General features: G+C 67.6%; 17 protein-coding genes and 1 other RNA gene. 3 read left to right on the top strand and 15 right to left on the bottom strand.

What is annotated here, in order from left to right; translation table 11 throughout:
- Nucleotides 1-13: 13 nt before the first annotated feature.
- The 7 genes from BM004_RS10665 to BM004_RS10635 form a co-directional block, all read right to left on the bottom strand.
- A complete protein-coding gene (locus tag BM004_RS10665; RefSeq protein ID WP_093213150.1) occupies nt 14-1,252 on the bottom strand; it encodes an urea ABC transporter substrate-binding protein in 1,239 nt (412 codons plus the stop codon).
- Between the two features lie 42 nt (nt 1,253-1,294).
- On the bottom strand, nt 1,295-2,704 hold the full coding sequence (locus BM004_RS10660) for an amidase (protein WP_093213148.1): 1,410 nt from the start codon (nt 2,702-2,704) through the stop codon (nt 1,295-1,297).
- A gap of 130 nt (nt 2,705-2,834) precedes the next feature.
- The gene (locus BM004_RS10655; protein WP_093213147.1) at nt 2,835-4,244 is read right to left on the bottom strand and encodes an amidase; all 1,410 of its coding nucleotides are present in this window, start codon (nt 4,242-4,244) and stop codon (nt 2,835-2,837) included.
- Nucleotides 4,241-4,465 (bottom strand): hypothetical protein, encoded by a 225-nt coding sequence (locus BM004_RS10650; protein ID WP_143072425.1) that lies wholly within the window; start codon nt 4,463-4,465, stop codon nt 4,241-4,243. Before BM004_RS10650 ends, BM004_RS10655 begins: the two co-directional genes overlap by 4 nt.
- Nucleotides 4,466-4,646: 181 nt before the next feature.
- Nucleotides 4,647-5,582: a helix-turn-helix domain-containing protein gene (locus BM004_RS10645; RefSeq protein WP_093122765.1), complete on the bottom strand. Its 936-nt coding sequence runs from the start codon at nt 5,580-5,582 to the stop codon at nt 4,647-4,649.
- 121 nt (nt 5,583-5,703) lie between these two features.
- On the bottom strand, nt 5,704-6,153 hold the full coding sequence (gene rnhA, locus BM004_RS10640; RefSeq protein WP_093213144.1) for a ribonuclease HI: 450 nt from the start codon (nt 6,151-6,153) through the stop codon (nt 5,704-5,706).
- Between the two features lie 53 nt (nt 6,154-6,206).
- Complete coding sequence (locus BM004_RS10635; RefSeq protein ID WP_256219853.1) at nt 6,207-6,977, bottom strand: class I SAM-dependent methyltransferase; 771 nt, start codon at nt 6,975-6,977, stop codon at nt 6,207-6,209.
- On the opposite strand from BM004_RS10635, the gene gloB reads away from it, so the two are divergent.
- Together gloB and BM004_RS10625 are read left to right on the top strand one after the other, a co-directional pair.
- Entirely contained in the window at nt 6,976-7,755 is a 780-nt protein-coding gene (gloB, locus tag BM004_RS10630) for a hydroxyacylglutathione hydrolase (protein WP_093213142.1), read from the top strand. The genes BM004_RS10635 and gloB overlap by 2 nt on opposite strands.
- A complete protein-coding gene (locus tag BM004_RS10625) occupies nt 7,752-9,356 on the top strand; it encodes a transglycosylase SLT domain-containing protein (protein WP_093213140.1) in 1,605 nt (534 codons plus the stop codon). The genes gloB and BM004_RS10625 overlap by 4 nt, the downstream gene beginning before the upstream one ends.
- 78 nt (nt 9,357-9,434) lie before the next feature.
- Here BM004_RS10625 and BM004_RS10620 read toward each other — a convergent pair whose 3' ends face one another.
- From BM004_RS10620 to dnaX, 8 genes are all read right to left on the bottom strand, one after another.
- Entirely contained in the window at nt 9,435-10,616 is a 1,182-nt protein-coding gene (locus BM004_RS10620) for a low temperature requirement protein A (RefSeq protein ID WP_093213138.1), read from the bottom strand.
- A 119-nt stretch (nt 10,617-10,735) separates the two neighbouring features.
- Nucleotides 10,736-11,581 (bottom strand): ABC transporter permease, encoded by an 846-nt coding sequence (locus BM004_RS10615; RefSeq protein ID WP_093122780.1) that lies wholly within the window; start codon nt 11,579-11,581, stop codon nt 10,736-10,738.
- A complete protein-coding gene (locus BM004_RS10610; protein ID WP_093213137.1) occupies nt 11,581-12,396 on the bottom strand; it encodes an ABC transporter ATP-binding protein in 816 nt (271 codons plus the stop codon). Before BM004_RS10610 ends, BM004_RS10615 begins: the two co-directional genes overlap by 1 nt.
- Nucleotides 12,397-12,461: 65 nt before the next feature.
- Nucleotides 12,462-13,499, bottom strand: a complete 1,038-nt coding sequence (locus BM004_RS10605; protein ID WP_093213135.1) for an ABC transporter substrate-binding protein — start codon at nt 13,497-13,499, stop codon at nt 12,462-12,464.
- A 150-nt stretch (nt 13,500-13,649) separates the two neighbouring features.
- Nucleotides 13,650-14,042 (bottom strand): MAPEG family protein, encoded by a 393-nt coding sequence (locus BM004_RS10600; protein ID WP_093213134.1) that lies wholly within the window; start codon nt 14,040-14,042, stop codon nt 13,650-13,652.
- A 13-nt stretch (nt 14,043-14,055) separates the two neighbouring features.
- Nucleotides 14,056-14,646 (bottom strand): recombination mediator RecR, encoded by a 591-nt coding sequence (gene recR / locus BM004_RS10595; RefSeq protein ID WP_093122790.1) that lies wholly within the window; start codon nt 14,644-14,646, stop codon nt 14,056-14,058.
- Nucleotides 14,647-14,653: 7 nt separating this feature from the next.
- Entirely contained in the window at nt 14,654-14,986 is a 333-nt protein-coding gene (locus tag BM004_RS10590) for a YbaB/EbfC family nucleoid-associated protein (RefSeq protein ID WP_093213132.1), read from the bottom strand.
- A gap of 73 nt (nt 14,987-15,059) precedes the next feature.
- Entirely contained in the window at nt 15,060-16,970 is a 1,911-nt protein-coding gene (gene dnaX, locus BM004_RS10585; protein ID WP_093213130.1) for a DNA polymerase III subunit gamma/tau, read from the bottom strand.
- A gap of 179 nt (nt 16,971-17,149) precedes the next feature.
- On the opposite strand from dnaX, the gene ffs reads away from it, so the two are divergent.
- Nucleotides 17,150-17,246: signal recognition particle sRNA small type (gene ffs / locus BM004_RS10580), an RNA gene on the top strand.
- The last annotated feature ends 18 nt before the right edge of the window (nt 17,247-17,264 follow it).

The raw sequence follows: 17,264 nt of genomic DNA, 5'->3' as shown, positions 1-17,264 counted from the left end.
CGGCGCTCGGGTGTCAGGACTTCTTGGGCAGGTCGGACGGCGTGTACTGCTTCTTGTCGTTGTTCTTCGTCAGGTCGCAACCGATCTTGCCCAGCCAGTACGGCTGGATGGTTCCGTAGTCTTTCAGCACGTTGACCTTGTGCTTGTCGTCCACGGCGATCAGCCGCATCTGGTGCGAGGCGTGCTGGCTCTTGGGGTCGATGCAGACCTTGCCTTCTCCCGCGTCGATGCAGGCCTCGCCCGTGGCGATCACCTTGCGCAGGTCGGCCAGCTTGGTCGACTTGGCCTTCTCCACCAGGGTCTTGTACATGTACAGCGCGTTGTAGGCGTTGTAGCCCATGTCGTTGATGTACGGTTCGCTGGGGAACTTGGCGTGCCAGCGCTTCTTGAAGTCGGTGGCCGCGGGCGAATCGATTTCCTCGAACCAGTTGGCCGTGGCGTGCATGCGGTTGAGCGCGGGCGGCGCAAAGCGCTTGTGCTCGAAGCCCAGCATCACCTTCACCGACGAGCCCATGGGCAGGTTCAGCTTGGCGGCCGCGGCCTGCTCGAAGAAGGAGTCTTGCGCGGCGCCCACGTTGAGCATCAGCAGCCAGTCGGGCTTGGCCTTCTGGATGTTCTGGATGGTCTGCGCGAACTGCGACACACCCAGCGGAATGAACTCCTCGCCCACCACCGTGCCGCCGATGTCCTTCAGTATCGAACGGTTCCACTCGGCGCTGATCTGGCCGAAGTTGTAGTCGGCCGCCACCACGTAGACCTTCTTGCCGAACTTCTCGACCATGTAGGGAATGAGCGTGGAGAACTGCTGCTCGGGCACCGCGCCCATGCTGATCATGTTGGCGTCGCACACGCCGCCTTCATATTGGTTGGTATAAAAATACGGCGTCTGCGTGCGGTCGACGATCGGCCGCACGGCCTCGCGCGAAGCCGAGGTGATGCCGCCGATGAGCACGTCGACCTTGTCCTTGCTCAGCAGGCGGCGCGTGAACTCCTGGTAGCGCGCGTTGTCGCCCTGCGGGTCGAGATGAATCAGCTCCACCTGACGGCCCATGATGCCGCCGGCCTTGTTGATCTCTTCCACGGCCAGCAGCGAGCCGTTGAGCTTGGGCTTGCCCATGAAGGCGAGGTCGCCCGAGACGTCTTCCATCAGGCCGACCTTCAGCGGGTCGGCCGCCCATGCGGATGTGACCGAGGTGGAGGTGGCCAGGGCCACGGTGCAACCCAGGGAGAAAAGCGCGCGACGTAGTTTCATGGTGATGCTTTCGAGGGATGTGATGAGAAGAAGAATCGGGTTTCAGAGCGCCGGGTGCCGGCGGTGCCAGTCGGTCGCCTGCTGGAAGGCCGCGCCGGCACGCACCAGCAGGGCTTCGTCGAAGTGGCGCGCCACGAACTGGAAGGCCACCGGCATGCCCGCGGGCGTGAAGCCGCCGGGCAGCGTGAGGGTCGGGCTGCCGGTCATGTCGAAGGGGCAGGTGTAACGCAGCATCGCGGCCATCAGCTCCGCATCCACACCCATCTGCGCCATGCGCGCCATGGTGGGCGAGGCGATGCCAGTGGCGGGAATCAGCAGCAGGTCGATGCCCTCGAACATCGCCCTCACCTTGCCGCTGAAGTCGTGCCGGCGCAGCACGATCTTCTGGTAGTCGACACCGCGTTGCGCCAGGCCCAGCTCGACCAGGCCGGCCACCGCGGGGCCGTACATGTCCTTGCGCGACGGGTAGGTCTTCTCGTGCACCACGGCGGCCTCCATGCCGCACAGCGGGAACCAGTCGTCGATGGCCTGCGTGGGGTCGGGAAAGCTCACCTCGCGGATCTCGCCGCCCAGCGTCTTCACCGTTGCAATGGCCGCGTCGAGCACCGCGCGCGTGGGCGCGTCGACGCCGTCGGTGGTCCAGCGGGTGTCGATGCCCACGCGCAGGCCGGCCAGGCCCTTGCCGATGCCGGCCAGGTAGTCGGGCACGGGCAGCAGGCTGGCGGTCGGGTCTTTCGGGTCGGCGCCGGCAATGGCGCCGAGCATTGCACCCGCATCGGCCGCGCTGCGGGTCATGGGGCCGATATGGTCGAGCGTGGCGGCCAGCTCGAAGGCGCCGTAGCGGCTCACGCGGCCCCAGGTGGGCTTCAGGCCCGTGAGGCCGTTGGCGGCCGAGGGAAAGCGAATGGAGCCACCCGTGTCGGTGCCCAGCGAGCCATAGCAGAGCCCCGCCGCCGTGGCCACGCCCGAGCCGCTGGACGACACGCCCGGCCAGTGCGCCGCGTTCCACGGATTGACCGGTGGCGACACCGAGGGATGATGGTCGGCATACGCGCTCTCGGTGAGCTGCAGCTTGCCGAGGATGACCGCGCCGGCCTCGCGCAGCTTGCGCACCACGGTGCCGTCTTCGGTGGGCACGAAGTCCTGGTAGAGCGTCATGCCGGCGGCGGTGGGCACGCCCGCGGTCCAGCACAGGTCCTTCACGCCCACCGGCACGCCGTGCAGCGGGCCGCGCAGTTGGCCCGAGGCAATTTCTGCATCGGCGCGCGCGGCCTCGGCCAAGGCCGAATCGGTCATCACGCGCACATAGCTCTTCAGCGCGCCGTCGACCTTGTCGATGCGCGCGAATTGCGCCTTCGTCACCTCCACCGAGGACAGCTCGCGGGACTGGATGAGGCGGCCGACTTCAAGAAGTTCGAGATAGTGAAGATCGGGCAGATCGTTGTTCGACATGGCGGGAAGACTCCGGTCGTTGGGGAAGAAAGACGTTGGAAGCTGTGGCCGAAGTTATCGGCCCGAGGCCCGGGGTGCTTTGCTCACAGCGCCATTGCGATGTGCTGGTTCTGTCAGCCGGCGACTTTCGTCAAAGCACAGGGGCGCGTCGATGAAAAGCGGTTGCAAGCTGGAAGGCGTGGCCGGCACGCAGCAGCGTGGCTTCCGCAAAGGGCCGTCCGATGATCTGCATGCCGATGGGCAGGCCACAGGGGTCGAAGCCGCAGGGCACATTCAATGAAGGCAAGCCCGTGAGGCTGGCCACGCCGGTGAACTGCATGATGGCCGAGAGCATGTCCTCGGGCTTGCCGGGTTCGATCTCGACGCGGGTCTCGCCCACCCGCGTGGCCACGAAAGGAAGCGAGGGGCAGATGAACACATCGACCTGACCAAATGCTTCCAGGAATTCATTGCGCAGCAGCGCGCGGTAGCGCTGCGCCTGCAGGTACTGCGTGGCCAGCAGCAGCTCGCCGGCCTCCAGCAGCGTGCGCACGTCGTCGCCGTAGTCGTCGGGCTGCTCGCGCAAGGTGCGCTGGTGGTAGGTGCTGGGCTCGGCCGACTCGATGGTGAGCTGCGCGGAGATGTTGCCGTGGATGTTGCGGATGTCGACATCCACCAGCCGCGCGCCCATGTCGACGAAGGTGGCGAGCGCCTCCTTCACCGCGTCATGCACCGGCGCCTGCAGGTGCTCGAAGAAATAGCCCGGCACCACGCCGATGCGCAAATGCCTGCAGCCGCCGGCCATGTCCCTCAGGCAGTCATCGGTGCCGCGTTGTGCGCTGCCGGCGTCCTTCGCGTCGAAGCCGGCGATGGCGCCGAACATCAGCGCGCAGTCTTCCACGGTGCGCGTCATGGGGCCGACCGTGTCCATGCTCCAGGCGAGCGGCACCACGCCGTGGTTGCTCACGCGGCCATAGGTGGGGCGCAGGCCCACGATGCCGTTGACGGCCGAAGGCAGCCGAATGGAGCCGCCCGTGTCGGTGCCGACGGCACCGAAGCAGAAACGCGCCGCCACCGCCACGGCCGAGCCGCCGCTGGAGCCCGCGGGAAAGCGCGACGGGTCCCAGGGGTTGCGCACCGCGCCATAGTGCGGATTGGCCGAGGTGCCGCCCCAGGCGAACTCGTGCATGTTGGTCTTGCCGATGAACACGGCACCGGCCTGGCGCAGTCGGGTGGCAACGGTGGCATCGGCCTCCGGCAGCCAATCGGACAGCACCTTGCTGCCCGCCGTGGTGCGCGTGCCGCGCACGGCGATGTTGTCTTTCAGCGCAATCGGAATGCCCTGCAGCGGACCCAGCTCGTGACCCGCGCCGGACAGCAACTCGGCCGCGCGCGCCACCTGCATCGCCTGCTCCTCGAACACGGTGATGAAGGACTTGAGCACGCTGTCGTGCGCCCGGATGCGCGCCAGCGAGGCCTCGACCAGCTCCACCGGCGACAGCTTGCGCTCCCGCACCATGCGCGCGGCCTGCGAGAGCGTGAGTTCGAGGATGTCGCTCATGCACCCTCCTCGGGCTGTTCATGCGCGTGCGTGAACGTGGTAACGGGCAGCAGCGACTGGTGCGCGGGCTCGCTCATCTTGCGGCTGAGCTCATTGGCCGCGGGAATCCAGGCGGACAGGATCGCGTCGACAGCGGCCAGGCGCTCGGCACTCAGGTTCAAGGCCGCGCAGCGGGCCAGCGCGGCGACATCCACAGGCTGTGTGGGGGGCGGGGTTTGCATCGTCGTCTCCATGCGTGAAGGGCTGGCTTCACGATAGGGAGCAACGGCAAGGAAGACTTGGCTGCCAGAGCCAATCGGGTGGGCTGGGACCGCCAGCCGCGTTATCGCGTCATCGTTATCGCGTCATCGCGTTATCCCGATCCGGCGATATGGCGATATGGCGATCTCGACCGACTTGCTTCTAGTGCCGGCGCAGCAGCGTCTGCGGCGTCACGCCATACGCTTTCTTGAAGACCCGGCAGAAGTGCGACATGTCGCTGAAGCCGTACTGGAACGCTGCCTGCGTGACCTGCCGCACACGGCCTTCCAACAACGCGCGGTGGCTGGCCTCGAGCCGCTGCTTCCACAGCCACTGGATGGGCGTGGTGCCCTGCTGCGCGAACACCCGCGCCAGCGTGCGGGCCGAGACGTTGTGCGCACGGGCGATCTGCTCGACGTCGAGTTCGCAGTCGTCCAGGTGCGCCACGATGTAGTCGCGCGTTTTCTGGAACAGCGCGTCGTGCGCGGAGCGCGCCGAGTCGGTGCCCGCCACCTGCACCTGCAGCGTGGCCGAGAGCATGTCGAGCAGCGAGCTCGCGATGCTGGCCTGCATGGCGTCACGCCCCGACAGTTCGAGCACCGCGGCCTCGCGGATCATGCTGCCCAGCAGCCTGGCGACGGGGTGGCCTTCCGCCAGGTGCATGGCCGTGAGATGGTGCGCCTCGGGCACCCGGCACAGCAACTGCCGGCGCGGAATGCGCACCAGCAGCGCCGATTCGGGCGCAAGGTCGAAGGTGAAGGGGCGCGCGGCGTCGTACAGCACGATGTCGCCGTTGCGCTGCACCACGCGCCGGCCCGACTGCGAGAGCACGCCGTGCCCCGACACCATCAGGTTGAGCATGAAGTCTTCGTTGGGGCCGCTGCGCAGGTGCTGTTCGTCGCGCTCCCACAGGTGGCGCGGGGACGACATTTCGGCGAGCGTGAGGCTGCCCAGCGAACGCACCGAGAAGCGGGCGTTGAAATGTTCGCGGTCGGGCACCAGGCTCTTGGCGGGAATGAAGTGCCTGCAGACCACGTCGCTCCAGTAGTCGAAGCGCTGGCTGGGGTCGACCGCATCGGTGGAGTAGTCGAGGTTCATGCTGCGAACGAATGAGTGGCCGTGGGACGGGAACCGCCCCCCGAGCGCCTGCGGATACCCGCAGTTGCCCTAAAACACTCTAGCAACATTCATGCCCCTTGCGGAGCGTGCCAACCCTTGCTCAGATCCGCCCGAGCGCCTTGTCCACGCCCTTGTTGGCCAGCATGTCGGCGCGCTCGTTGCCCGGGTCGCCCGAGTGGCCCTTGACCCAGCGCCATTCGATCTGGTGGCCGCCCTCTGCCACCAGCTTGTCCAGCCGCTGCCAGAGCTCGACGTTCTTCACGGGCTGCTTGCTGGCGGTCATCCAGCCCTTGGCCTTCCAGCCGCGGATCCATTCGGTGATGCCCTTGCGCACGTACTGGCTGTCGAGGTACAGCAGCACCTTGCACGGCCGCTTGAGCGCGGCCAGGCCTTCGATGACGGCGGTCAGCTCCATGCGGTTGTTGGTGGTGTTGAGTTCACCGCCGAACAGGTCCTTCTCGGTGGCGCCGGACTTGAGCCACGCGCCCCAGCCGCCCGGTCCGGGATTGCCCTTGCACGCACCATCGGTGTAGATCACGACTTCGGTCAAACTGGCTTTTCCTTCTTCATTCGTTCGTTCATTTTCGTTCCGCTCTTGTTCTTTCAGTTCTTGCCGGCGTCGTTGCGGTGCACCTTGCCCGCAATGGGCACCGGCGCCGTGGCGCGGGCCCCGGCACGCCGCCAGTCGGCGCTCAGCATGCGCATGCCGCGCACGCGCTTCACCGCCACCAGGAAGTAGGCGGCACCGAAGATCGGCCACCAGCGCTCGCCGGCGGCGTCCATCCAGCGCGCGCGCTCCAGCCAGGCCTCGCTGCGCACGGCCGGCCGGTAGATGCCGAAGCGGCCCGACTCCACCTCGAAGCTCAGCAGCCGCAGCCAGTCGCGCATGCGCCAGTAGCCGATGAACTCGCCGCCCTCGGGCAGGTAGAGGTCGCCGAGGCCCAGGCGCCGGTAGATGTGCGCGCGGCGCTGCCGCATGCCCCAGAGGCTGGTCGGGTTGAGCCCGCAGATCACCACCCGGCCCTCGGGCACCAGCACCCGCTCGACCTCGCGCAGCGTGGCGTGCGGGTCGGGGCTGAGTTCCAGCGCATGGGGCAGCACCACCAGGTCGAGGCTGTTGGCCGCGAACGGCAGCGCGGCAAAGTCGGCCAGCAGCGTCGCCTTGCCGGCGCGCGCCGGGTCGTCCAGCGCCAGCCAGCGGTGCGGCATGCGGTTGGCGCGCAGGCCGTCGACCTCGGCCGCGCCCAGCTGCAACGCGTGATAGCCGAACACGTCGGCCACCGCCTGGTCGAACTGGGCCTGCTCCCAAGCCAGCAAGTAGCGGCCCGGGGGGGTCGCGAACCAATCGTGCAAACCTATAATTTGACCGCTCATGACCCTTGTTCCGCTGCCCGCCTTCGCCGACAACTACATCTGGATGCTGCACGACGGGTCCCACGCCATCGTGGTGGATCCGGGCGATGCCCAACCGGTGTTCGACGCGCTGGCGCGCCACAAGCTGCAGCTCGCCGCGATTCTAGTCACGCACCACCATGCCGATCACACCGGCGGCGTGGCGGCATTGCACGCGGCCACCGGCGCGCCGGTGTGGGGCCCCGCGCGCGAGCGCATTCCCGAGCCGTTCACGCCGCTGGCGCAAGGCGACGTGGCCGAGGTGCTGGGCATGCGCTTCCAGGTGATCGACGTGCCGGGCCACACGGCCGGCCACATCGCCTACTTTCTTCCCGCGGCGCCTTCACAGGCGCCGCTCGTTTTCTGCGGCGACACGCTGTTCTCGGGCGGCTGCGGCCGGCTCTTCGAGGGCACGCCCGCGCAGATGCTGGCTTCGCTCGACGCGCTGGCCGCACTGCCCGGCGACACGCGGGTGTGCTGCGCCCACGAATACACACTTGCTAACCTGCGTTTCGCCCTCGCGGTGGAACCCGGTAACGGCGAACTGACTCAGTACAACGCGCGCTGCGAAAGCCTGCGCGCACAGGGGCAGCCCACGCTGCCATCGCAACTGGCCACCGAGCGCCAGGTCAACCCTTTTCTTCGCAGCCGCGAAGCCACTGTCCTTCGAGCGGTGCGTGCCCACGCCGAACTGGCTGCAGATGCAGCCGATGCCGACGTGTTCGCCGCATTGCGCCAATGGAAAAACGACTTCCGATGAAATTTTTCGCTGCCACCTGCCTTGCAGGTTCACTGGTGCTCGCGGGCTGCGCGGGCACGAACACCAACAGCTCCTCCTCTTCGTCATCCCAGGCCGCCGGCACCGGCGCCAAGGTCGCCGGCAGCGCGGCACCGGTCTACCCGCGTGACGCCCTCAGCCCGCTCGGCAACGGCCAGGCCCGCTCGACGAGCGTCGTCACCCTCGCCCCGCCGGTGGACATGTGGGACCGCATTCGCCGCGGCTTCAAGATGCCCAACCTCGAAAGCGACCTGGTGCGCGACCGCGAGCAGTGGTATTCGAGCCGGCCCGACTACATCCAGCGCATGACCGCGCGCTCGGACAAGTACATCTTCCACATCGTCGAGGAACTCGAGCGCCGCAACATGCCGACCGAGCTGGCGCTGCTGCCCTACATCGAGAGCGCGTTCAATCCGCAGGCCGTGTCCAGCGCGCGCGCCGCGGGCATGTGGCAGTTCATGCCGGCCACCGGCAACGACTTCGACCTGAAGCAGAACATCTTCCGCGACGACCGCCGCGACGTGGTCGCCTCCACCCGCGCCGCGCTCGACTACCTGCAGAAGCTCTACGGCATGTTCGGCGACTGGCAGCTCGCGCTGGCGGCCTACAACTGGGGCGAAGGCAGCGTGAGCCGCGCCATCGCCAAGAACCAGCGGCTGGGCCTGCCCACCACCTACAGCGACCTCACCATGCCCGCCGAGACACGCCTGTACGTGCCCAAGCTGCAGGCGGTGAAGAACATCGTGGCCAATCCGCAGGCGTTCAACACCGAGCTGCCGGTGATCGCCAACCACCCGTACTTCCAGACCGTCACGCTCTCGCGCGACCTCGACGTGGAACTGGCCGCCAAGCTGGCCGACGTGCGCCTGGAAGACTTCCGCGCGCTCAACCCCGCCGCGCACAAGCCGGTGCTGCTTGCCGCGGGCACACCGCAGATCCTGCTGCCGTGGGACAACGCGGCCGTGTTCCAGCGCAACTTCGACGCCTACTCGCAAGGCCAGTACGCCAGCTGGACGGCCTGGGTCATTCCCACCACCATGACGGTGGCCGACGCGGCCCAGCGCTCGGGCATGAGCGAGAACGACCTGCGCGCGCTGAACAACGTGCCGCCGCGCATGCTCATCAAGGCCGGCTCCACGCTGATCGTGCCGCGCGGCGCGCGCGTGAAGGAAGACGTGGCCGCCGTGGTGGCCGACGAGGGCCACCTGGCCTTCCAGCCCGAGATCGTCACGCGCCGCACGACGGTGAAGGCCGGCCGTTCGGACAACGTCGCCAGCATCGCTCGCCGCTACAACCTCAAGCCCGCCGCCGTGGCCGAGTGGAACGACGTGCAGCAGAACCACGCGTTCAAGCGCGGCTACAGCGTGGTGGTGTACCTGCCCATCCGCGCGTCGGTCGCGGCGCGCGTGGGCACCGGCGTGCGGCCCGTGTCGCACACGGTGGCCGCGGCACCGCGCCGTGGCGGCGCACCCTCCAAGGCGTCGGCGCCGCGCGGCGCCAACGTGGCCAAGGTGCCTGCCAGCAGCAAGCAGCAGGTCGTGCGCGAGAAGCGCGGCGGCACGCCGTCCAAGAAGAAGCGCTGAGGCGCCGGGAAGCAGCAGCCGGGGTGGCTCTTGGCTCTCGCCGGCCCTCCCGGATGCTTCCGGATGCTTCCGGCTTTTTCAGTGCGTCTTTGCGGCCAGTGCCCTGCGGCGCACCACCGCTTCCAGCGCGGCCACGCCAATCATGATGACCGTGGTCACCGCGCCCACCGCCATCACCGTCATGTGCGACGCGAAGACCGCGAGCACCGCCAGCAGGCCCAGCCCATAGAGGTGCGACTGCGGCAGGAAGCCGCGCACCACGCGCTTGAACAGCGCATTGCCGAACAGGTAGATGGCGGGCCCGCCGATCAGCGCGCCGAGGTACTTGAGCTCGGCGTGATGCGAGCCTTCGCCGATGGTGAGCTCGTCCGCCACCGCGCACACGATGATGCCGGCCACCAAAATCACGTGCGTGTAGTGGAACTTGGCGCCGATGCCGCCCGGGTCCGCCGCATGCTCGATGACGTGGGTCGCCTCCTTGGCGCTGGTGTCGAAGTACATCCACCACATCGCCAGGCTGCCCGCGAAGCCCACCAGCAGCGCGAACAGGTCGACGGCATGCCATTCGGCGTGGTGCCCGAAGGCGATGCCCGTGGCCAGCACCGACTCGCCCAGCGCGACGATCACGAACAGCTGGCAACGCTCTGCCAAGTGGCCGCCGTCGATGGTCCAGTCGCTGGTGAGCGAGCGGCCCAGGCCCGGAAAGCGCAGGCCGATCATCGGCGCGATGTACTCGCACAGCACGCCGCCGAACCACAGTGCCAGCCGCACCGGCCCCTCGGCGAAGCCGCCCGCGATCCAGAACGCCCCCGCCAGGCAGTTCCAGGCCAGCAGCCGGCGGAAGTTGGGCGTGAGCGGGTCGTTCGGACCGATGGCCACCAGCATGCACAGCGTGCGTCCCGCCTGGATGCCGACGAAACACAGCGCGAACACCAGCCCGCGCTCGGCGAACGCGCCCGGCAGCGCCGAGGCCATCACCATGGCCAGCAGCATGATGCCGAACAGCACGCCGCGAACGCGCAGCGTGCCGGGGTCGAACCAGTTGGTGGTCCAGGCCGTGTACTGCCAGCCCAGCCAGACCGCGAACCACATCACCAGCGTCTGCAGCGCCCCCATCAGCGTGAGGTGGTCCAGCAGGTAATGGGACAGCTGCGTGACGGAAAACGCGTAGACCAGGTCGAAGAACAGTTCTTCGTTCGACACTCTGGCCGCCTGGTCGCGCGAGCGCAAGGTCGTGGCCCGTCGGTGGTCGTGGCTCATTGTTACCCCCATGAATCGTTGCGGCGCCCTCGGCGCCGCGCGGGATCATCGCATGGAGGAACGCGCTGCATGGGATGCATGCACTGCACGTGCCGCACGTGCCGCAAGCGCCACGCCTGCTACAGCTTCTCGGTTTCGCCCGTCCTGGGCTGCCACTTCATGAGGCGCCGCTCGATGAGCCCCACGATGCCGTCGAGCACCAGCGCGAAGGCCGTGAGCACCACGATGCCGGCGAACACGGTGTTGACGTCGAAGGTGCCCTCGGCCTGCAGGATCAGGTAGCCCACGCCGCGTGCCGACCCCAGGTACTCGCCCACCACCGCGCCCACGAAGGCCAGCCCGACCGACGTGTGCAGGCTGGAGAACACCCAGCTCGTCGCGCTCGGCAGGTACACGGTGCGCAGCAGCTGCCGCTGGTTGGCGCCCAGCATCTTCGCGTTGGCCAGCACCACCGGGCTCACCTCGCGCACGCCCTGGTAGACGTTGAAGAACACGATGAAGAACACCAGCGTCACGGCCAGCGCCACCTTGCTCCAGATGCCCAGGCCGAACCACAGCGCGAAGATGGGCGCGAGGATCACGCGCGGCATCGAGTTGGCGGCCTTGATGTAGGGGTCGAGGATCAGGCTGGCCGTGGGCGCGAGCGCCAGCCAGAGCCCGCAGGCCAGCCCCAGCACCGTGCCGATGCCGAAGGCCAGCACCGTCTCCAGCAGCGTGGTGCCCAGATGCAGGTAGATGTCGGCGTTCCCCTTGAGCCCGTCGGGAAAGAGCGCGTTGGGCGGCACCTCGAACGGCAGGAACCAGCTCCAGATGCGCCCCGCCACCTGGATCGGCTCGCCCACGAAGAAGGCGAACTGCTGGTTGCGCGAGGCAAGGTGCCACGCCACCAGGATGACCGCCAGCAGCGCCAGCTGCCAGAAGCGCGCGTTGCGCTCGTTGAGGCCGAAGCTTCCGGGGCGGGCCATCACGCGGCCTTCTTCAGTTGCTGCGCATAGCCCTTGAGCACCTCGTCGCGCAGCACCTCCCAGATCTGGGTGTGCAGCTCGACGAAGCGCGGCTGCGTGCGCACCTCGGCCACGTCGCGCGGCCGTGCCAGGTCGATCGCGAATTCGCCGATCGGGTGCGTGGCCGGGCCGGCCGACAGCACCACCACGCGGTCGCTCATGGCAATGGCCTCGTCGAGGTCGTGCGTGATGAAGAGCACCGCCTTCTTCTTCGCGTTCCAGAGGTCGAGCACTTCGTTTTCCATCAGCTGGCGCGTCTGGATGTCGAGCGCGCTGAAGGGCTCGTCCATGAGGATGATGTCGGGGTCGAGCACCAAGGTCTGCGCCAGCGCCACGCGCTTGCGCATGCCACCGGAGAGCTGGTGCGGATAACGGTCGCCGAAGCCCGAGAGGCCCACGCGCGACAACCAGGCCTCGGCCTGCTCGCGCGCCTGCGCATCCGGCACGCCGCGGTACTGCAGGCCCACCATCACGTTGTCAATCGCGCTGCGCCAGGGCATCAGCGCCTCGGTCTGGAACATGTAGCCGGCGCGCGTGTTGATGCCCGCGAGCGTCTGGCCGAACACCTTCACGGTGCCCGACGAGGGCTCCAGCAGCCCTGCCCCCACGTTCAGCAGCGTCGACTTGCCGCAGCCCGTGGGGCCGACCACCGAGACGAACTCACCGGCCTTGATGCGCAGCGTGGTGTCCGCCACCGCCGTGTAGCGCTGGCCGGGGTTGTCCTTCGAATGGAAGGTGCAACTGATGGAGAGGAGTTCGAGTGCGTGGTCGGACATGGTCGCGCCGGGTCGGACGGGGCAGAAAAAACCCGGCCGAGGCCGGGTCGCGGGGACGTTCGGAATCAGGCTTTGAACCTGTCTTTCGCGCGCCGGGCAAAATCGTTGGTGTAGGTTTTCGCGAGGTCGATCTTCTCGGCCTTCACGCTGGTGTCGAAGCTCGCAATCGCGGTGAGCGCGGTCTTGGGGCCGTCGGTCGGCACGAGGCCGTCGGTGGCGATCGACTCGCGCACCTTGTCGAAAGACGCGAGGTACAGCGCGCGGTCGCCGAGCAGGTAGGTCTCGGGCACCGTCTTGATGATGTCGCCGGGGCCCGCCGTCTGCAGCCACTTGAGCCCGTGCACGATGGCATTGGCCAGCGCCTGGCAGGTGTTGGGGTTCTTCTGGATGAACTCGCTCGACGCGTACAGGCAGGCCGCCGGCATCGTGCCGCCGAACACCTGCTGCGTGCCCTTGAGCGTGCGCGTGTCGCTGATGATCTTCACGTCGCCCTTCTGCTCGAGCATGGTCATCACCGGGTCGGTGTTGCTGATGGCGTCGATCTGGCCCGAGCGCAGCGCGGTGAGCGCGCCGGCCGCCACGCCCACGCCGATGAAGCTCACGTCGCTGGCCTTCAGGCCGCCGCGCGACAGCACGAGGTTGGCCACCATGTTGGTCGACGAGCCCGGCGCCGAGACGCCGATCTTCTTGCCCTTGAGATCGGCGATGCCGGTGTAGCCGACCATGTTCTTGGTCGACACACCCACCGCGATCTGCGGCGCGCGGCCTTGCAGCACGAAGGCCTGGAAGAACTGGTTCTTGGCCTGCAGGTTGATGGTGTGTTCGTAGGCGCCCGAGCACACGTCGGCCGAGCCGCCGACCACCGCCTGCAGCGCACGCGCGCCGCCCGCGAAGTCGGAGATCTCCACGTCGAGCCCTTCGGCCTTGAAGTAGCCGAGCTGTTCGGAGATGGTGAGCGGCAGGTAGTAGAACGCCGCCTTGCCGCCGACCGCGATGGAGATCTTCGTCTTCTCCAGCTTTGCCTGTTGCGCAAAGACACGCGGCAGCGCGATGGTTGCGGCAGCGACGGCGGAAGCGGAAATGAGGGTGCGGCGATGGAGCATGAAACGGTGCCTGAAGCTGTGCCTGTGGGCTCTGTGATTCTTGTGGACTGAATCGAGCTTAGGGGCCGCACCACGCCGCTGCATCGGGGTCATCCCGTGCGGGTTTTTACGTAAACACGAAGGCCTCGCCGAGAAGCCTTCGCCGAAGGCTCATCGCGCCAGAAAAAGTATCGCGATGTTGACCAGAAAAGCGAGAGCCCACACGGCACTGCGCGCGCTGCCGATGCCCTTGATGTAGAGCGCGATGTAGATCGTGCGCAGCACCACGTAGGCCGCGGCGAGCATGTCCAGGTGCGGCTGCGATGCGCCGAGCTGGTGGGCGATGACCACCGCGCCGATGAAGAACGGCAGGCCTTCGAAGCTGTTCGCCTGCGCACTGTTGGCACGCGCGCGCCAGCCGCTCTGCTTGGCGGCCCAGTCGCGCGGATGCTGGTTGTCGCGCGGGCCGAAGCTGCCGGCCTTGGCGACCCATGCCGCAAGGTACGGCAGGCCGCAGGCAATGAACACGCACCAGTAGGCGATGGTGAGCAACGAGAAGGTCATGGGTGATGAGGTGTCAGCGGCGATCGACCAGCGCGTGCGCGATGGTGCCGAGGTCGACGTATTCGAGTTCGCTGCCGGCGGGCACGCCGCGCGCGAGCCGCGTGACGTTGAGGCCGCGCTGCTTGAGCCCTTCGCCGATCACGTGCGCGGTGGCTTCGCCTTCGGCCGTGAAGTTGGTGGCAAGGATCACCTCGCTCACCGTGCCGTCGAGCGCGCGGTTGAAGAGCTTCTGCAGGCCGATGTCGTTGGGCCCGATGCCGTCGAGCGGACTGAGCTTGCCCATCAGCACGAAGTAGTAACCGCGGAACGCACCGGTGCGCTCGAGCGCGGCCTGGTCGGCCGGCGTCTCGACCACGCAGAGCTTGGTCACGTCGCGCCGCGAGTCCATGCAGACACTGCAGATCGGCGCTTCGGTGAAGGTGTTGCAGAGTTCGCAATGGCGCACATTGCCCGCGGCCTGTTGCAGCGCGCGCGCGAGCAGCTGTGCGCCGTCGCGGTCGTGCTGCAGCAGGTGGAACGCCATGCGCGAGGCCGACTTGACGCCGACACCGGGCAGGCGGCGCAGCGCATCGACCAAGGCGTCGAGCGAACTGGCGTCAGCCATGTGCCGCTTAGAACGGCAGCTTCATGCCGGGCGGCAGGCCGGGCATGCCGGCCGTGAGCTTGCCCATCTTCTGCTCGCTGGTTTCCTCGGCCTTGCGCACGGCGGCGTTGAAGGCTGCGGCCATCAGGTCTTCGAGCATGTCCTTGTCGTCCGCCAGCAGGCTGGGGTCGATGGTGATGCGCTTCACGTCGTGCTTGCAGGTCATGACGACCTTGACGAGGCCGGCGCCGGACTCGCCTTCGACCTCGATGTGCGCCAGTTCTTCCTGGGCCTTCTTGAGGTTGTCCTGCATTGCCTGCGCCTGCTTCATGAGGCCGGCGAGTTGTCCTTTGTTGAACATCGTGTGGTCCTGATCGGTTGAGATGGGTTGAAAAAGGGGAAGGATAAGAGAGTCGGGCCAGCCAGTGGCGCGATCAGACCGGCTTCAGCGTGCCGGGAACGATCTTCGCGTCGAAGTCGCGCATCAGCGCCTGTACCTCGGGGTCGCTCAGGATGGCGTCTTCGGCCACGCGCTGGCGCTCTTCGGCTGCCTGCTTGTTGCGGCGCGCGGGGCTGTCGACCACGCCGCCGATCTCGATGGCCAGCTTGACGTCGTGGCCCATCGCATTGATCGCGACCGTCAGCTTTTCACGGCTCGACGGCTGGTTGAGTGTTTCACGCTCGATGCGCAGCATCCACTGGTCGGTGTCGCGCCCGACCAGTTGCGACTGCAGCGCCAGTTCACGCGCCAGCGCCGTGATGGCCTCGGCCGCGACCAGTTGGGTGACGGTGGCGTACCAGAAATCGCCGTCTTCGCTGGTCGGAATGGGGACGAAGGCGCGCGGCCGGTCGGCGTTGGGCTCGTCGCGCGCACCGGGCGGGGGCTGCACGCGGATGGGCATGCCGACCACCTTGGCGGGAGCGTCCTGCGAGGCAGGTGCCTGGCGGGGATCGGCGTGGCGGGGTTCGTCGACCACGGCGAGGCGATGGCCGGCCGGAACCGGCGAAACGGCATGAACGGGCGCGGGGGCCGGTGGTGCTTCGACGGGCGGCCGCGCCATTGCCGGTGGTGGTGGCACCGGTGACGGCTGCGCCTGGGGCGCTGGCGCTGGTGTGGGTGCTGGTGGCTGGGGCGCCGGCGCGGGTGGCGCGGCACGCACAGGCGCCTGCGGCGGGGCCGCCGCGGCTTCATTCAGAGTTTTTTTTTCCGTGGAGGCCGTCGAAGCAGCCGCGTTGGAGGGCTTGAAGGCCAATAGCCGCAACAGCACCATGGTCAGTGCGGCGTACTCGTCGGGCGCCAGGCCCAGCTCGCCGCGGCCGTGCAGGCACAGGCTGTAGAGCAGTTGCGTTTCGTCGGCGGGCATCAGCGCGGCCAGGCGCGCGGTGTCGGCAGCATCGGGATCGGTGGCCGCATCGGCCGACTCGGCGCGCGAGGGCACGGCCTGCAGCACGGCCATGGCTTGCAGCACCGCCGTCATTTCCTCGAGCGTGGAGGCGGCGGACATGCCGTCGACGCGCAGCGCCTCCGAGGTCTCGACCACCGTCTTGCCGTCGCCTTGCGCCAGCGCCTCGATCAGCTTGAAGACATGGCCGCGGTCCACGCTGCCCAGCATCTGGCGCACGCCGGCTTCGAGCAGTTCGCCGTTGCCGAAGGCAATGGCCTGGTCGGTCAGCGACAGCGCATCGCGCATCGAACCGCGTGCGGCACGCGCCAGCAGGCGCAGCGCCTGCTGCTCGGCCGGCACCTGCTCGGTCTGCAACACGCTCGTGAGGTGTTCGAGCACCGTCTCGGGCGCCATCGGCCGCAGGTTGAACTGCAGGCAGCGCGACAGCACCGTCACCGGCACCTTCTGCGGATCGGTGGTGGCCAGCACGAACTTGAGGTATTCGGGCGGCTCCTCGAGCGTCTTCAGCATCGCGTTGAACGCGGTGTTGGTGAGCATGTGCACTTCGTCGATCATGAAGACCTTGAAGCGCCCCTGCACCGGCTTGTAGACGGCTTGCTCGAGCAGCGACTGGACCTCGTCCACGCCGCGGTTGGAGGCCGCGTCGAGCTCGGTGTAGTCCACGAAGCGGCCGGAGTCGATGTCGCGGCAGGCCTGGCAGACGCCGCACGGCGTGGCCGTGATGCCGCCCTGCCCGTCCGGGCCCTGGCAGTTCAGCGACTTCGCCAGGATGCGCGACACCGTGGTCTTGCCCACGCCCCGCGTACCGGTGAAAAGGTAGGCGTGATGCAGGCGCTGCGTGGTCAGCGCGTTCTCGAGCGCCTGCACCACATGCCCCTGGCCGACCATCTCAGCGAAGGTTTTCGGGCGGAACTTGCGAGCGAGCACGAGATAAGACATTGCGGGCATTCTAAAAGGCACAAGGCGCCGATCCGGCCGGGTCCGCAAGAAACGCGGTGCTTCTGTTCCCTTTCCACAGGGCCGCCGCGCACGGCCGTCCGCAGCAACCGCCCCGCCCCCTGAAGGGGGTTAGTGAAGCGGCATGAAGTGCCTAAAAACTCAGGGTTAGAATGCAGGTTGACGGGCCTCCCTGCATGGTGAAGTGGCCAACCGGGTCAGGTGGGGAACCAAGCAGCCCTAACTGCGTAGTCAGTGCCAGGGGTAAGGCTCGTCAACCTCTTCAAAGCTTCGTTT

This window comes from Variovorax sp. OK212 (assembly GCF_900112425.1).
Lineage (GTDB): Bacteria > Pseudomonadota > Gammaproteobacteria > Burkholderiales > Burkholderiaceae_C > Variovorax.
The sequence above is the reverse complement of the archived record's forward strand: the minus strand, read 5'-3'. Positions and strand labels throughout refer to the sequence as shown.

Excerpts from the sequence above, each read along its gene's own strand:
- BM004_RS10665 (WP_093213150.1), bottom strand. The coding sequence starts at position 1,252 with ATGAAACTACGTCGCGCGCTTTTCTCCCTGGGTTGCACCGTGGCCCTG.
- BM004_RS10660 (WP_093213148.1), bottom strand. The coding sequence starts at position 2,704 with ATGTCGAACAACGATCTGCCCGATCTTCACTATCTCGAACTTCTTGAA.
- BM004_RS10655 (WP_093213147.1), bottom strand. The coding sequence starts at position 4,244 with ATGAGCGACATCCTCGAACTCACGCTCTCGCAGGCCGCGCGCATGGTG.
- BM004_RS10650 (WP_143072425.1), bottom strand. The coding sequence starts at position 4,465 with ATGCAAACCCCGCCCCCCACACAGCCTGTGGATGTCGCCGCGCTGGCC.
- BM004_RS10645 (WP_093122765.1), bottom strand. The coding sequence starts at position 5,582 with ATGAACCTCGACTACTCCACCGATGCGGTCGACCCCAGCCAGCGCTTC.
- gloB (WP_093213142.1), top strand. The coding sequence starts at position 6,976 with ATGACCCTTGTTCCGCTGCCCGCCTTCGCCGACAACTACATCTGGATG.
- BM004_RS10635 (WP_256219853.1), bottom strand. The coding sequence starts at position 6,977 with ATGAGCGGTCAAATTATAGGTTTGCACGATTGGTTCGCGACCCCCCCG.
- BM004_RS10625 (WP_093213140.1), top strand. The coding sequence starts at position 7,752 with ATGAAATTTTTCGCTGCCACCTGCCTTGCAGGTTCACTGGTGCTCGCG.
- BM004_RS10620 (WP_093213138.1), bottom strand. The coding sequence starts at position 10,616 with ATGAGCCACGACCACCGACGGGCCACGACCTTGCGCTCGCGCGACCAG.
- BM004_RS10615 (WP_093122780.1), bottom strand. The coding sequence starts at position 11,581 with ATGGCCCGCCCCGGAAGCTTCGGCCTCAACGAGCGCAACGCGCGCTTC.
- BM004_RS10610 (WP_093213137.1), bottom strand. The coding sequence starts at position 12,396 with ATGTCCGACCACGCACTCGAACTCCTCTCCATCAGTTGCACCTTCCAT.
- BM004_RS10605 (WP_093213135.1), bottom strand. The coding sequence starts at position 13,499 with ATGCTCCATCGCCGCACCCTCATTTCCGCTTCCGCCGTCGCTGCCGCA.
- BM004_RS10600 (WP_093213134.1), bottom strand. The coding sequence starts at position 14,042 with ATGACCTTCTCGTTGCTCACCATCGCCTACTGGTGCGTGTTCATTGCC.
- recR (WP_093122790.1), bottom strand. The coding sequence starts at position 14,646 with ATGGCTGACGCCAGTTCGCTCGACGCCTTGGTCGATGCGCTGCGCCGC.
- BM004_RS10590 (WP_093213132.1), bottom strand. The coding sequence starts at position 14,986 with ATGTTCAACAAAGGACAACTCGCCGGCCTCATGAAGCAGGCGCAGGCA.
- dnaX (WP_093213130.1), bottom strand. The coding sequence starts at position 16,970 with ATGTCTTATCTCGTGCTCGCTCGCAAGTTCCGCCCGAAAACCTTCGCT.